Below are 17,187 nucleotides of genomic sequence, written 5' to 3' on the forward strand. Positions count from 1 at the left end.
CTAGACAAGATCACTGGTCTCCTCCTCATCGGGCACAGGCAAGCTGTCGTGCCACCAGGCAGCGAGGTTGTGGACATGGGGCGCCTTGAGAATCGTGAAATGGTTGCCCGGCCCGTACCAGACATCCAGGTCGGGCACATGCTTGCGCCATCCTTCGATCATTTGTTGTTGTTCACGTTGGTTGCCGGCCGTATCCAGGGTCGGATCGTTCGCCAGCACCAGCCGCACCGGCCCGGTGTACTGGTGTTGCGGTTGATAGACCGTGCGCAGGGCCGTACCGAAGGCCCGCGCCGGACCGCGCATCGCATCCACCGCCGAACGCTGGTGCAACATTCCGGCGCGGACCATGCCGGCGTGCAGCAGGCGCATCTGTGCCGCATCGTCCTGAGCACCGAACACCGTGGCGTCGATACCGAGCGACTTGCCCGAGGCCAGTTGCATCGCCTCGATCAGTCGGTTCAGCACCCCCGTCCCGGTATAAGGCCTGCCCACCACGCCATTGCCGCCCGGCGACTCGCTGTCGATCAGCGTCAACGAGGCCACCTTGCGACCACGAGCATGCAGACGGGCCGCCATCTCGAAGACAATCCAACCACCGAAGGAATGCCCCAGCAGATGCACTGGCCCCTCCGGTTGCACCTTGTCGATGGCTTCGAGGTACGCCTGGGCGGCGGTCTCCACCAGGCTGAAAGGCTCTGTGCTGCCGTCCAGCCCACGGTGCTGGAGCCCATGGATCGGCCAGTCCGGGCCAAAGGCGTCGGTCAGACCAATGAAACCGGTCACGCTGTCTCCCGCGCCCGGTACACAGAAGATCGGAGCCCGGTCGGCGCGCCCGCCCTGGATCGTCAGCAAGGGTTGGAACGCACGCTTCGTCGACGAAATGGGACGTGACGTCACGGCGTGAAGGGCATCGCTGATGGCCTGGCCCAGCGCCTGCACGTGTGGCGCCTGCATCATCGTCTGGTGATTGCCGGGCACCTTGGCGCAATGCATCTGCGTTTTCGGCAGGACAGCGTCCCAACCCAGGTAGCCGGTGTGTTCAGGCGCATCGTCCTTGCGCTCCTCGGCCACGAACAGGTGCACCGGTATCGAAATCGGGTACACCATGTAATGGGCCAGCGCGTGACCGTGGGCGACCTCGCGATCCAGGTACTGCCAGAGCTGGGCGGCGCTATAAACGGCCAGCTCGGACGGCAGTACACCCTGCTCGCGGCAATGCTGCACCAGGGCTTCGAACTCGAAATCGTCCAGTTGTCCTTGCAGGTCGGCCAGTTTGCCCAGGATCGACTCAAGCACTTCCTCGCCCGGAGACGAGGCCTTCCAGAATACGTCGCAGCGGTCCAGCAGATGGAGCTTGTGGGCTTCATCCAGGGCCCAGCGTTCGCGCCCCTGGTCCACCAGTCGCGGCAGGTAGCTATCGATCAGGCCGACGAACTCGACCTCTTCGTCCAGGCCAATGAGCTGGATGGCAGTCTCGTAGGCCAGGGCCCCGCCGAAGGACCAACCGGCCAGGCGGTAAGGCCCCTGCGGTTGTACCGAACGGATGATGCTCACCAGCCGCGAAGCCATGCACTCCATCGTCTGCAGCTGCGGCTCGCCCCACTCCACGGCGGGCAAGCCATAGACCGGGATGTCCTCGTCGATGTATTTGCCCAACGCTGGGAAATAGAGATCCAGACCGCTGAACTCATGCACCAGGAACAACGGGTTCTGGAGGCCACTGGTGCGCACCGGCACGACCGTTTCCTGCACCCGGACGTCCGCTGTGCGGGACTGAAGCAGCGTCGCCAATGCTGCGACACTGTCGTGCTGGAACAACTCGGCCAGCGTGACCGTCAGTCCGGACTGGGCCAACAGCCCCACCAGCCGGATCGCCAGCAGTGAATGGCCGCCCAGCTCAAAGAAATTGTCCCGACGCCCTACCTGCTCCAGCTTCAGCACCTCGGCCCACAGACCGGCCAACGTCATTTCCAACTCGCCCTGTGGCGGCTCGTAGCCCCGGTCGCCGTAAGCATGGGCCTCCGGCACGGGCAACGCGCCGACATTGATCTTGCCGTTCAGCGTCAGCGGTAGCGCCGTCAGGCGCACATAGGCCGCCGGAACCATGAACTCCGGCAGGCAGGCGCGCAGGTGCTCGCGCAACGCTTGCGCATCGAGCACGGCTTCGTCCGTCTGTTCGGTGTAGTAGGCGATCAGGCGCTTGTCGCCGGGGTTGTCCTCACGGGCCACCACCAGCGCCTCGCGCACTCCCTGATACTCATGCAAACGGGCCTCGATCTCACCGAGTTCGATGCGGAAACCACGGATCTTCACCTGTCCGTCGTTGCGATCCAGGTACTCGATCGTCCCGTCGGGCAGCCAGCAGCCCAGGTCACCGCTGCGGTACAGCCGCGCGTCGGCCCGGTCGCTGAACGGATCGGCGATGAAGCGCTCGTCCGTCAGGTCCTTGCGATTCAGATAGCCGAGCGCTACACCGGCGCCACCAATATGGATCTCCCCCGCTACGCCGATGGGCACTGGCTGGCCCGCGGCATCCAGGATATAGACCCGGGTGTTGGCGATAGGCCGGCCGATTGGAATGCTCGTCGCACCCTGGGGCACGTCGGTGACCGTGTGGGTCGTCGCGAACGTGGTGGTCTCGGTGGGACCGTAACAATGCAACAGCTGCAGCGACGGCGCCAGGGCCAGCAGGCGCCGGAAGGACGCCGGATCGGCCCGCTCGCCACCGCACATCAGGATCCGCAGGCGCGCCAGCGCATCCGGGATCAGCATCACGTACTGGTTGAACATGGCGGTGGTCAGGAACAGCGCCGAGACCTTCGCGTTCGCCAGCACCTGGGCAAGCCGGGGCGGATCGAGCAACGTATCGTGATCGACGATCACCACACGACCGCCGTTGAGCAAGGCCCCCCAGAGTTCCATGGTGCTGGCGTCGAACGCCGGGTTCGAGGCGAAGGCCAGCCGATCACCGGGGCCGAAATCCGCATAACCGTTGTTGATCGCCAGGCGACCGATGGCCAAGTGCGGAACGATCACCCCTTTGGGATGGCCGGTAGAGCCCGAGGTGTACATGATATAGGCCGGCGTATCGCTCGCCTGGACAGGGCATGGGCAAGCTCGCTCGTCCCGGGCCAGGTGCAACGTATCCAGGTCCACCCGTGGCAACGCCTGGGGCACGGTCCTGTCGCTGGTGGTCAGCATCAGCACCGCCGCACTGTCCTGCAGGATGAAGCGCTGACGCTCCTCGGGTGCATGATGGTCCAGCGGCACATAGACCGCCGCGCACTTGAGGATGGCCAGTTCGCTGATAACCAGGTCGAACGAGCGGTCCAACAAGATCGCAACCCGTGCCTGAGGTTTCACCCCGCGCTCCAAGAGGTAGCGCGCCAGGCGACTGGCGCGTTCGTCCAGCTCTCGGTAGGTCAACTGTTGCTCGCCATGCTGGAGGGCAATCGCCTCGGGCCGGACATTGGCCTGGGCTTCGAACAAGGCCTGTACCGTCTGCTCGCGAGGATAGACCGTGTCAGTGGCATTGAACGCCACCAGCAATTGTCGACGCTCGTCCTGCGGCACGATCCCCAGCTCGCGCAGCGGTGTATCAGGGGCGTGCTCCAGCGCATCGACCAGGCTTTCGAGTGCCGTGTGCATGTAGCCGCACACGCGCTCTGCCCCGATTCGGGCCGACACCGTGGCGCCCAGCAGGAAGGCTTCGCCCAGGTCGTCGACGTTGAGTGACAGCGGGTAGTTGCTCCATTCCTCGCCGCCGAGCCCTTCGATCCCGTTCCAGGCCGACTGAGCCTCCTGGCTGACCTGGGTCGCACTGTGCCGGTAGTTCAGCAAGGCGCTGAACAACGGTGCCGGCGTGGCGACACCGCTGCAACGCTGGGCCAGTGCCAGCGACGCATGCTCGTGTCCCAACAGGGCGGTAAGACGCCCGTGGGTCGCCTGCACCCCGGCGCGAGCACCGAGGGTGCCGACATCAACCCGCAGCGGCAAGGTGTTGATGAACAACCCCAGTGCGCGGTCAGCCCCTTCACCCCCCTGCATCCGGCCCATCAACACCGTACCGAATACCACGTCGTCACGGCCGCAAACACCCGCCAGCACCCGCGCCCAGGCCAGGTGATGCAGGCTCGCCGCGCTCACCCCCAGCTGCCGGGCCTGGGTCCGCAGACGTCGGCTCAAGGCCTCGTCCACGGGCCACTGTGCCTGCTCGACGTCATGGCTGTCGCCGCGCACGTCCTGCAGGCCGAACGGCAGGGTCGGTTCCTGCACATCCTTGAGCATGTCGCTGAAGAACGCTTCATGCTCGCTTTGGCTGACACCCAGCCGTGCCTGGGCCACATAGTTGCGGTACGGCATGGCCTCGCCCAGTTGGGCGTGTTGTCCCAGCAGGAACGCTTGCATGTCGTGCTGGATCACCTCCAGCGCGGTGTGGTCGAGGGCAATGTGATGGAACAGCAGCAGCGCCACCCAACGCTGCTGTTGGTCGTCATAGGCACAGGCCAGTCGCATCAGCGGCGCCTGGCGCACGTCCAGTCGGTAGTGCCGCGGGTCGAAACGCTCGCGCAACTGTGCGGCGACGTCATGCCCAGTCTCGACCACACACTCCTCGACCACCAGACAAGCGTTGCGCAGGACCACTTGCACGGGCTCACCCAGGCCCTCCCAGAGCACGGCCGTGCGCAGGATATCGTGGCGATCGATCACACCTTGCAAGGCGTCGACGAAGGCGTCCAGCCGATTGCGGTCGGCCAGATTGAACAAGGCCTGTTGCAGATAGAGGTCGCCCTGTTGCGAGGCCATGTGGTGATAAAGGATGCCTTCCTGCAACGGTGCCAGGGCGTAGATATCCTGGACGTTGGCAGCGCCTCCTGGCACCCCGGCGACGATCTGCTCGATATGCGCCTGGGTCAGGTCGGCCAGCGGCAACATGTCCGGCGTGATCCGGGTACAGCCCGGCAGGATGCCATTGGCCGGTACCGCCAATTCCGTCGTCCGGCCCACGGCAGCCGCCAACGCCGCCAGCGTCGGTTGGCCGAACAACACCCGCACATCCGCTGCCAGGCCGGCCTGGCGCATACGCTCCACCAGCGTGACGGCCAGCAGAGAGTGGCCGCCCAGTTCGAAGAAGTGGTCGTGGCGCCCTACTCGCTCGACCTTGAGCAGATCGGCCCAAAGCTGCGCCAGTAATGTTTCCACCGCCCCCCGGGGCGCTTCGTATTCACGGCTGATCACCGCGGCCAGGTCCGGTGCCGGTAGCGCCTTGCGATCAAGCTTGCCGTTGGGCGTCAGCGGCAGGACATCGAGTCGGACATAGGCCGCCGGGACCATGTATTCGGGCAACTGTGCCTGCAACCCGGTGCGCAGTGCTTCGATCCCTGGCGCTTGAGCGCCATCATGGGTGGTGAAATAGGCAACCAGTTGCCTGGCTCCCGCCCCATCTTCACGGGCCAGCACCACGGTCTCCTTCACGCCGCGATGCAGCGCCAACCGGGCTTCGATCTCACCCAATTCAATGCGGAAGCCACGAATCTTCACCTGATCGTCGTTGCGCCCCAGGTAGTCGATATTGCCGTCCGCCAGGTAACGCCCCAAGTCACCGGTCCTGTACATCCGCGCACCCGGCACGGCGCTGAACGGGTCGTCGAGGAAGCGCTCGGCGGTCAGTTCCGGGCGGTGCAGATAACCGCGCGCCACCTGCACCCCGCCGATATGGATTTCGCCAGCCACACCCATGGGCACCGGTTGCCCATGAGTATCGAGCAGATAGATGCGGGTATTGGCAATCGGCTTGCCGATCGGCGTGCTGTCCGGTGTGTCGGCGCCTGAGCAGTCCCAGGCCGTCACGTCCACGGCCGCTTCGGTCGGGCCGTACAGGTTGTGCAACGCCACGTGCGGCAGTTGCGCCTTGAAGCGTCGCACCAGGTGCCCCGGCAAGGCCTCGCCGCTGCACATGACATGGCGCAATCCAGCGCAGCCCTGGGCGTCGCCATGGGCCAGGAACACATCGAGCATCGACGGCACGAAGTGCATCGTGGTGATGCCCTGGGCCTGGATCACCTCGCGCAGGTAACCGGGATCACGATGCCCGCCCGGCCGTGCCATCACCAGTCGAGCACCGGTGAACAGCGGCCAGAAGAATTCCCACACCGAAACGTCGAAGCTGAACGGGGTCTTTTGCAGTACCGCGTCGTCAGCCGTCAGGCGATAGGCCTCCTGCATCCACAACAGCCGGTTGACGACCGCGCCGTGCTCGTTCATCACGCCCTTGGGCAGGCCCGTGGACCCGGAGGTGTAGATGACGTAGGCCAGATGGTCGGCCCGCAGGTCCGGCAACGGCGGATTGTCGGTCGGCCAGGTGGAGAATGCCTCGTCGTCCAGCAGCAATACCGTGGCGGGCGTCGCAGGCAGGCTGGCCTGCAACGCACGTTGGGTCAGCACCACCGTCGGCGCGCTGTTTTCCAGCATGTAGGCCAGTCGGTCGAGCGGATAGTCCGGGTCCAGCGGCACATACGCGGCACCGGACTTGAGGATGCCCAGCAGGCCGGCCACCATGTCCAGGCTGCGGTCCGCGCAGATCGCCACGCGATCGTCGGGGCGCAGGCCCAGGGCGAGCAGGCGGTGCGCGATGCGGTTGCCGCGCTGGTTCAACTGCCCATAACTCAGAGTCTGTTCGTCGAAGACCACGGCGACGGCATCCGGGGACGCCTTCACCTGTGTCTCGAACAAACCGTGCAGGGTCAGCCCTGTCGGGTAGTCGACTTGCGTGGCGTTGAAGGTATCCAGCAGGTGCTGACGCTCCTGCTCACCCAGCAACGGGATCTGCGCTACGACAGCTCGTTCGTCGGCAACCATGGCGCGCAACATGCGCTCGAGATAGCCGAGGTAACGCTCCATCGTGGCCTGGTCGAACAACGCCGTGGCGTACTCCAGCGAGCCGAACAGGCGACCGTCGATCAGTGCCATGTCCAGCAGCACATCGAACTTGGCGGTGCGGCTGGTCACGCCCAGCCCTTGCAGCGACATGTCGTGCAGCTCCAAGCCGCTGGTTTCGCTGTTCTGCCACGACAGCATGGCCTGGAACACCGGGCTATGGGACAGGCTGCGCAGTGGCCGGACCACCTCTACTACTTGCTCGAACGGCAGGTCCTGATGGGCCTGGGCGTCCAGGGTCCGGGCCTTCACCTGTTGCAACAAGCTGTCGACCGTCAGCTCGGCCGACACCTCGATACGCACGGCCAGCGTATTGACGAACAGGCCGATCACGTCCTGGACCTCCGCCTGCATGCGGTTGGCCGTCGGCGTACCGATGACGACATCGTCCTGTCCGGACAGACGCCCCAGCACCGCCGACCAGGCGGCCAATACCGTCATGAACAGCGTGGTGCCATGTCGCTGGCTCAGCGCCTTGAGGCCGGCGGTCAGCTCCTCGTCGAAGGCGATGCCCACCGCATGGCCGGCGTGGTCCTGCTGTGCCGGCCGTGGCCGGTCGGTGGGCAACGTCAGCAACGCAGGTGCGCCAGCCAGGGTTTGCCGCCAGTAGTGTTCCTGCGCCTCCAGGACCTCGCCCGTGAGCCAACGCCGTTGCCAGACGGCGTAGTCGGCGTATTGCACCGGCAAGGCCGGCAGCGGGTCGTCGTGGCCCTGACTGAACGCCGCATACAGCAAGCCCAGCTCACGGGTCAGCAGGTCAGCGGACCAGCCGTCGGAGACGATATGGTGCAGGGTGACCAGCAGCACGTGGTCCTCCTCGGCCATGCGCAACAATCGACCGCGCGCCAGAGGGCCTTGCGCCAGGTCGAAGGCCTCCCGTGCCTCTTCCTCGGCCATGCTCGACAACGCGGCCTCGGCGTCCGGAGACTCCGTCAGATCGTGTAGCGACAGCGCAAAACCAATGTCGACCGCAGCGATGCGTTGTTCAACCTCCTGGCCCTGCGCCTGCACGAAGGTCGTGCGCAAGGCTTCGTGGCGGGCCACGATGCGATTCAGGGCACGTACCAGCGCGTGAACATCCAGTGCGCCCCGCAGGCGCAGGCCGGTGGGGATGTGATACGCCGCGCTGCCAGCATCCAGCTGGGCCAGGAACCACAGGCGCTGCTGGGCAAAGGACAGCGGCAGAACCTGCTCGCGGGGCACCGGCACGATGCCCGGTCGTGTGCTGCGCGCAGTCTCGGACAACACCTGGGCCAGCGCGCTCAATTGCGGTTGGGCAAAGACGTCACTCAGGTTCAGCTCGACACCCAGTTGTTCACGCACCTTGGCGATCAGACGCATCACCAGCAACGAATGACCGCCCAGTTCGAAGAAATGATCGTGACGCCCCACCGCCTCGACGTTGAGCAAGTCCTGCCAGATCTGCGCCAACGCGACTTCCGTGGCGCCTTGAGGCGTTTCATGGGTCCGGTTGGCATAGGCCTCGGCATGCGGGGCCGGCAACGCCTGGCGGTCGAGCTTACGGTTCGGTGTGAGCGGCAGCGCGGGCAGGCTGACGAACGCCCCCGGCATCATGTAGTCGGCCAGCCGCGCCGACAGTTCGGCACGCAGGACAGCGGCACTCAAGGTCACGCCGGCCTGGGGCACGACGTAGGCCACCAGGCGCTTGTCGCCCGGCAGGTCTTCGCGCACGATCACCGCGGCTTCCTTGACCCCGGCACATTCGCCCAGCCGGGTTTCGATCTCGCCCAGCTCGATCCGGAACCCCCGCACCTTGACCTGGAAATCGTTGCGGCCCAGGTACTCGATACGTCCGTCAGGACGGTAACGAGCCAGGTCGCCGGTCTTGTACATCCGGGCGTCGGGCTGGTCGCTGAATGGATCGACCAGGAAACGCTCGGCATTGATGGTGTCGAGGTTCAAATAGCCCCGTGCCACACCCTCGCCGCCAATGAAGATCTCCCCCGCCACCCCGAACGGCACCGGTTGGCGGTGCCCGTCGAGCAGGTAGATGCGGGTATTGGCCATCGGCGTACCGATGGTGGCGTTTGCGGTCATGGCGCTGGCGTCATACTGCATGTAGGCCGCGGTGCAGGATACCGTGGCCTCGGTCGGTCCATAAGTGTTGATCAATTGCGTATGAGCCGGACGTACCGCGTCCCACATCTGCAGTTTCTGCACGGACAGGGCATCGCCGGTGACGTTGACCAGCCGCACATCGCGCAAATGATCCCGGGCCTGGGCCGGCGTGTTGTGCCATTCGGCCGCCAGGGTATGCCAGTGCGCCGCGGTCAGGTGCAGGAAGGTCGGCCGGACGTCACTGTCCTGCTGCAGTTCGGCGCTGCCGAACAGCGTGCGGGTCGGCGCCAGGGTGGCCCCGGCGACCAGCGCCGGGAAAATCTCCTCCACCGACAGGTCGAAGTTCAACGTGTTCTGTTGCAGCACGGTATCGGCCGGTGTCAGGCCGAACAGCCTGACCGCGTCGACGCAATAGTTGACCAGGCCTCGGTGCTCGATCATCACCCCTTTCGGGGCGCCGGTCGAACCCGAGGTATAGATCACGTAGGCCAGGTGACGCACGCCCAGTGATGCAACGACCGGGTTGTCATCACGGCCGGCGGTAATGCCCTGTTGCCTGCGTTCGGCATGATCGAGCAACACCACCGGCGCCGACAGCGGCGGTAGGCGGTCCTGCAGCCCGCGTTGGGTCAGCACGGCCACCGGGGCGCTGTCGGCCAGCATGTAGGCCAGCCGTTCGGCCGGATACGCCGGGTCAAGCGGCACGTAGCCGCCACCGGCCTTGAGGATCGCCAGCAGGCCCACCAGCATTTCGGCGCTACGCTCGACGCAGATCGCCACCCGATCGTCCGGACGGATGCCCAGGCCGATCAGGTGATGAGCCAACTGGTTGGCCTGGCGATTCAGTTCGGCGTAGCTCAGGCGCTCGCCCTCGAAGACCACCGCGATAGCCTCCGGCCGGGCCGCGACCTGGGCTTCGAACAACTGATGGATCGTCTGTGTGTGAGGATATGGCGCCTGGTTGGCGTTCAGTCCCACCAGCAGATGCTCGCGCTCGGCATCGTCCAGCAGCTCGATCCGGTCGACCGGCATCTGTTCGTTCGCCACCATGGCCCGCAGCAGACGCTCGAAGTAGCCGAGGTATCGCTGCACCGTGCTCGCGTCGAACAACGCCGTGGCGTATTCAAGGGTGCCGAAGACTTGTCCCTGTAGCTCGCCCAGCTCCAACGACAAGTCGAACTTGGCGACCGTATTCGCCACGCCCAGCCCTTCGAGCTTCAAGTCCCCCAATACCAGCTCGGTGCTGTCCAGGGTCTGCCACGACAGCATGACCTGGAACAGCGGACTGTGGGACAGGCTACGCACCGGCTTGAGCAGCTCCACCACCTGTTCGAACGGCAGGTCCTGGTGCGCCTGAGCCCCAAGCGCCTGGGCCTTGACCCTAGCCAGCAGGGTTTCGACGGTCGGCGCGCCGGACACGTCGACGCGCACGGCCAGTGTGTTGACGAAGAAGCCGATCAGTCCTTCGATTTCCGAACGCGTGCGGTTGGCCGCCGGCGAACCGATCACCACGTCGTCCTGCCCTGAAAGGCGGCTCAACAGCGCCGCCCAGGCGGCCATCAACGTCATGTACAGAGTAACGCCGTGGCGTTGGCTCAAGGCTTTGAGCTCTGCGGTCAGGTTCGCGTCGAATGCCACTGGCAGCGCCGCGCCAGCGTAGTCCTGCTGCGCCGGGCGTGGTCGATCCGTCGGCAGCATCAGCAGCGCCGGCGCATCGGCCAGGGTTTGCTGCCAGTAATTGCACTGGGCCTGCAACACCTCGCCGCTCAGCCAGCGGCGTTGCCACGCCGCGTAGTCGGCGTACTGCACCGTCAGGGCCGGCAGCGGATCGTCCAGGCCATGGCGGTACGCTTCGTAGAGCCCCGCCAGCTCCTTGATGAGGACACCGATGGACCAGGCGTCCGAAACGATGTGATGCATGGTCACCAGCAATACATGGTCTTCGTCACCCAGGCGGATCAATCGTCCCCGGATCAGCGGGCCGTTCTCGAGATCGAAAGCGTCGCTGGCCTCCCGCGCCGCCACGGCGTGCAGCTCGGCTTCAGCATCGGTATGAGCACAAAGATCCTGCCGTAACAGAGCAAATCCTGTGTCGGCCGCTGCAATACGTTGCAAGGCTTCTTCGCCCTGGTCGCGCACGAAAGTGGTACGCAACGCCTCGTGACGGGCGACGATGCAATCCAGCGCCCGTTGCAAGGCGACACCGTCCAGGACGCCACGCAAACGCAACCCGGCGGGCATGTGATAGGCCGAACTGGCGCCTTCCATCTGCGCGAGGAACCACAAACGCTGCTGGGCGAACGACAGGGGCAGCGCTTCATGACGGGCTACCCGGACGATCTCCGGCAAGGTGCTGCGCCCGGCCTGGGCCACCGCCTGCGCCAGTTCCTTGAGTGGTGGATGAGCGAACAGCTGCGCCAGCCCCAGCTCCACGCCCAGGCGCAGGCGCACCTGGGAAATCAACTGCATCGCCAGCAGCGAATGGCCGCCCAGTTCGAAGAAATGGTCGTGGCGACCAACCTGCGGCAGACCCAGCAGCTCTTGCCAGATCTGCGCCAGGGTGGTTTCGATCTCGCCTTGAGGGGCTTCGTAGCCACGGGTAATCACCGAATCCTGATCCGGCGCCGGCAACGCCTTGCGGTCGAGTTTGCCGTTGGGGGTCAGCGGCAGCGCATCCAGGCGCACGTAGGCCAAAGGCACCATGTATTCCGGCAGTTGCGCTTGCAAATGGCTGCGCAGACTTTCGATGTCCGCCGTTGCCGATTCGGTGAAATAGGCGACCAGACGCTTGTCGCCCGGTACATCTTCACGGGCCAGCACCACGGCTTCCTTCACGGCATTGTGTTGAGCCAACCGCGCCTCGATCTCGCCCAGTTCGATCCGGAAACCGCGGATCTTCACCTGATCGTCGTTACGATCCAGGTATTCGATATTGCCGTCCGGCAGGTAACGCCCCAGGTCGCCGGTCTTGTACATCCGGGCGTTCGGAACAGCGCTGAACGGATCCGTTAGGAAGCGCTCGGCCGTCAAGTCATCGCGATTGAGATAACCGCGAGCCACCCCAGCGCCACCGATGTAGATCTCGCCCGGCACGCCCAAGGGCACCAGTTGCCGGTGTTCATCCAGCAAGTAAAACTGGGTGTTCGCCACCGGTTTACCGATGTGCGCGGCGAAACCATCTTCACGGGCCATGGATACCCAACTGGAGTAAGTCGTGGTTTCCGAAGGACCATAGAGGTTGCACAAGCGCTTGACGGTGGTCTGCTCGAACAACGCTTCCACCAGACTGCGCTTGAGCGCTTCGCCGGCGACGTTGACGGTGTCCACGCCCTCACCCAAGCCACCGGACTCCAACAACGCCTTGAGCGCCGAGGGCACGGTGTTGATCAGGGTGATGTCGTGCTCGCCCTGTTGCAGTTCCAGCACATTAGTGACCACGTCGATGCTGCCGCCACAGGTCAGCGGCGCGAAGCATTCGTAAACCGCGAGATCGAAGTTCAGCGAGGTGGAGAACAGGGTTTTCGACAAGGTGTTGGTATCGAACGAACGATGAGCCCAGGTCAGGAAATTCACCGTGTTGCGGTGTTCGATCATTACGCCTTTCGGCAACCCGGTGGAACCGGAGGTATAGATCACATAGGCCAAATGCGACGAAGTCAGTTCAGGCACCTGAGGGTTGGGGGCTGCTTCGTCCTGCCAGACACCTTTATCGAGGTCGATCACCGGCGCTGCCGTCTCACCCAGCAAGGCCCGCGTGCTGCCTTGCACCAGGATTGCCGCCGGGGCGCTGTCCTGAAGCATGTAGGCGATCCGATCCGCCGGATACGCTGGATCCAGCGGTACGTAACCACCGCCCGCCTTGAGAATCGCCAGCAGCCCCACGACCATGTCGAGACCGCGCTCGACACAGATCGCCACCCGCGAATCCGGCTGCACGCCCTGTTTTTGCAGGTAATGCGCCAGCCGGTTGGCAAGCCCGTTGAGTTCCCGGTAGTTGAGTCGCTGCCGGCCATGGCGCACCGCCACGGCATCCGGCGTGCGCCGTACCTGTTCCTCGAACAGGCCATGGATCGTTTGTTCCTGTGGATACTCCGCTTCAGTGGCGTTGAAGGTTTCCAGTAACTGCTCGCGCTCCACTGCCGGCACGATTGCGATTTCACGCAGTGCCGTGTCAGGGGCCTGCTCCAGCGCTTGTACCAAGCCTTCCAGTGCCGTGTGCATGTAGCCGCAAACACGTTGCGCACCCACCTGCGCCACTGCCTGGGCCGTGAGCAGGAAGCCCTCGCCCAGGTCATCCACCGACAACATCAATGGATAGTTGGTGCGTTCTTCCATGCTCAGGGTATGGATCCCGTGCCAGGCCGAGATGGCCGGGTCGGACGGCGTTTGCGCCGCGCTGTGCCGGTAGTTCAGCAAGGCGCTGAACAGCGGCAGCGACGCCGGCACGCCACTGCAGCGTTGGGCCAGGGATAACGAGGCATGCTCGTGCCCCAGCAGCGCCGACAAGCGCCCGTGGGTCGCCCGGACGCCGGCACGCACCCCTTGTGTGCCCACGCTGATGCGCAACGGCAAGGTGTTGATGAACATGCCCAGGGCACGGTCAGTCCCTTCACCGCCCTGCATCCGGCCCATCAGGACCGTGCCGAACACCACCTCTTCGCGGCCCGAGACGCGCCCGATCACCTGAGCCCACGCCAAATGGACCAGGCTCGCCGCGCTTACGCCAAGCTGACGGGCCTGAGTCCGTAGACGCTCGGCCAGTTCGGCGTCCACCGCCTGCTGCGTCTCTTCGATACCGCTGCCATCACCCTGCACGTCCTGCAGGCCGAACGGCAGCGTCGGCTCGTCAATGTCAGCGAGCATGTCGCGGAAAAACGCTTCGTGTTGTTCACGACTCACGCCCAAGCGGGCCTGCGCCACATGATTGCGGTATGGCACGGCCGGTGCGAGCTGCTCCGACTGGCCCAGCAGGTTGGCCTGCATTTCATGCACCACCACCTCGAGGGCTGTATGGTCCAGCGCCATGTGATGGAACAGCAGCATGCCGACCCAACGCTGGTTCGCCAGGTCCTGCGCGTAGGCCACACGCATCAATGGTGCCTGGGCGATATCGAGCCGGTAATGCCGAGGATCGAAACGCTCGTGCAACTGCTGCACCACATCGCCCGCTGTGGCGTCCACCTCGATCTCTTCGAGCGCCAGCGTTGCATGGCGCCAGACCACCTGCACCGGTGCCGGCAACCCTTGCCACGCCATGCTGGTGCGCAGGATATCGTTTCGCGACACCACGCTTTGCAAGGCCTGGGCAAAGGCTTGCAGTCGCTCGCGGTTGTCAAAGCCGAACATCACCTGCAACACATAGGGATCGCCCTGCTCCGCGGCCAGGTGATGGTAGAGAATCCCTTCCTGCAACGGCGCCAAGGCATAGATGTCCTGCACATTGGCGACGCCACCGGGCACGGTTGCCACGATCCGGTCGATGGCGTCCTGGTCCAGGTCGGCCAACGGCAGCATGTCCGGGGTGATCCGCGAACAATCGTCCGGAATCAGATTCAATGGCACCACCACTTCGCGCGCACCGCCAACGGCTGCCGCCAACGCGGCCAGTGTCGGCTGACCGAACAACACCCGCACGTCGGCGGCCAGCTCGACCTGGCGCATGCGCTCGATCAATTTCACCGCCAGCAATGAATGCCCGCCCAGCTCGAAAAAGTTGTCGTGGCGACCGACCTGCTCGACCTTGAGCAAGTCCTGCCAGATCCGGGCAATGGCAATTTCGATTTCGCCTTGCGGGGCCTCGTATCCGCGGCTCACCACCGCCGACTGATCGGGTGCCGGCAACGCCTTGCGATCCAGTTTGCCGTTGGTGGTCAGCGGGAAGGCGTCGAGCAACACGAAGGCGCTCGGCACCATGTAGTCCGCCAGCGAACCCAGCAACTGGGCACGCAGGTCGGCTGCGGATGGCTGCGCGTCTTCTTTGGCGATCACATAAGCCACCAGGCGCTTGTCACCCGGTTCGTCTTCACGAGCGATGACCACGGCCTCGCTGACGCCTTCGCAGGCCGCCAGCGTAGCTTCGATTTCACCCAGCTCGATACGGAAACCACGGATCTTCACCTGGTCGTCGTTACGGCCCAGGTACTCGATGCTGCCGTCCGCCAGCCAGCGACCCAGGTCACCGGTCTTGTACATCCGTGCGTTCGGTTCACGGCTGAACGGGTTGGCGAGGAAGCGCTCGGCCGTCAGCTCGTCGCGGTTCAGGTAGCCACGGCTGACGCCCGCGCCACCCACATACATTTCGCCCGCCACGCCGACCGGCACCGGCTCGCGCTGGGCGTCGAGCACGTACAACTGCAAGTCAGGGATGCGCTTGCCGATGGGGCTCACGCCGGTCAGTTGTGCGTCGGCGGCTTCGAGGGCGCGGTAGGTCACGTGCACGGTGGTTTCGGTGATGCCGTACATGTTCACCAGTTGCGTGCCGGCATTGATTGCCCGGGCGTACCACGGTTTGAGGATGCCGGTTTCCAGGGCTTCGCCACCGAAGATCACCTGGCGCAGGCTGTGGCGCAGATCACTTTCACCCTGGGCCGCGATCAACTGGCGGAACGCGCTCGGCGTCTGGTTCAGCACCGTGACACCGGTCTCGCACAGCAACGCATAGCAGTCCTGCGGCGAACGGCTGACCAGTTGCGGCACCACCAGCAGGCGGCCGCCATGGGTCAAGGCGCCCCAGATTTCCCAGACCGAGAAGTCGAAGGCAAAGGAATGGAACAGTGCCCAGACGTCCTGCGGGCCGAAGTCGAACCACGATTGCGTGGCCGAGAACAGCCGCACGACGTTGCGGTGTTCGACCATCACGCCCTTGGGCAGCCCGGTGGAACCGGAGGTGTAAATCACATAGGCCAGATGGCTGGGATCCAGACCAGGCACCTGCGGATTACCGACGGACTCGTCCTGTCCGGCGCGGCTATCCAGATCGACCACAGGCACCGTGACGCCGGCCAACAATCGACGTGTCGCGGCCTGCGCCAGCACCGCCACCGGCGCACTGTCGTCCAGCATGAAGGCCAGGCGCTCCGCCGGATAAGCCGGATCCAGCGGTACATAACCGGCGCCGGATTTGAGAATGCCCAACAGGCCGACAATCATGTCCAGGCCGCGCTCGACGCAGATCGCCACCCGGTCATCCGGACGGATCCCCAGGGCCAGCAAGCGATGGGCAAGCTGGTTGGCGCGGGCGTTGAGCTCGCCGTAGGTCAGTGCGCGATCCTCGAACATCACCGCCACCGCATCGGGTTGCGCGGCGGCCTGAGCTTCGAACTGCCCGTGGATCAGCGCGTCGTGGGCGTAGCTTTGCGGCGTGGCATTCCAGGTTTCCAGCAGTTGCCGGCGCTCGGCCTCTGGCAGGATCTGCAATCCGTTCAGCGGGGCCAGGGGCGACTGCTCCAACGCCTGGACCAGATTCTCCAGCACACATTGCACGTAGTTGCAGACCCGTCCGGCGCCAATCGGTGCCTGGGCCATGACGGTCAGGTTGAAATCCTCCCCCAGGTCGTCCACCGACAAGGTCAGCGGATAATTGGTCCGCTCCTCGCCGTCCAGCACCTGGATACCTTCCCAAGCTGCCAGGGCTTCGCTGGTGGCCGTCTGCGTACCGAGATGTCGATAGTTGAGTAAGGCACTGAACAGCGGCGCCGGCGCCGCCACGCCGCTGCAACGCTGCGCGAGGACCAGCGAGGCATGCTCATGCCCCAGGAGAGCGGTCAGTCGGCCATGGGCGGCCTTGACGCCGGCCCGTACCCCCTGGCCTTGCAGATTCACCCGCAACGGCAACGTGTTGATGAACATCCCCAACGCTCGGTCAGCGCCCTCGCCGCCTTGCATCCGGCCCAGCAACACGGTGCCGAATACCACATCGTCCTTGCCCGACACGCGGCCCAGTACCTGGGCCCAGGCCAGGTGATACAGGCTGGCCGCACTCACGCCCAGCTGACGAGCCTGGACCCGCAGGCGCTTGCAGAGCGAGGCATCGACCCGCTGCCGGACCTCTTCGATCCCGTGCCCGTCACCCTGCACGTCCTGCAAACCGAACGGCAGCGTCGGTTCGCTCACATCGCCGAGCATGTCGCAAAAGAATGCTTCGTGCTCCTCGCGGCTGACGCCCAGTCGCGC

The 17,187-nt window shown here is 64.9% G+C and carries 1 protein-coding gene (cut by a window edge); it reads right to left on the bottom strand.

The genetic code is table 11. The annotated features are described in order from the left end of the window. Positions 1-17,187, bottom strand: partial view of a non-ribosomal peptide synthase/polyketide synthase gene (locus tag AD666_RS22215; RefSeq protein ID WP_053156856.1) — the final stretch only. 26,403 nt of this gene lie beyond the right edge of the window; 17,187 of the gene's 43,590 nt are visible here — the last part of the coding sequence; the start codon falls outside the window, past its right edge; its stop codon occupies positions 1-3.

The sequence above is a fragment of the Pseudomonas sp. Pf153 genome (assembly GCF_001269775.1).
Classification (GTDB): domain Bacteria; phylum Pseudomonadota; class Gammaproteobacteria; order Pseudomonadales; family Pseudomonadaceae; genus Aquipseudomonas; species Aquipseudomonas uvaldensis.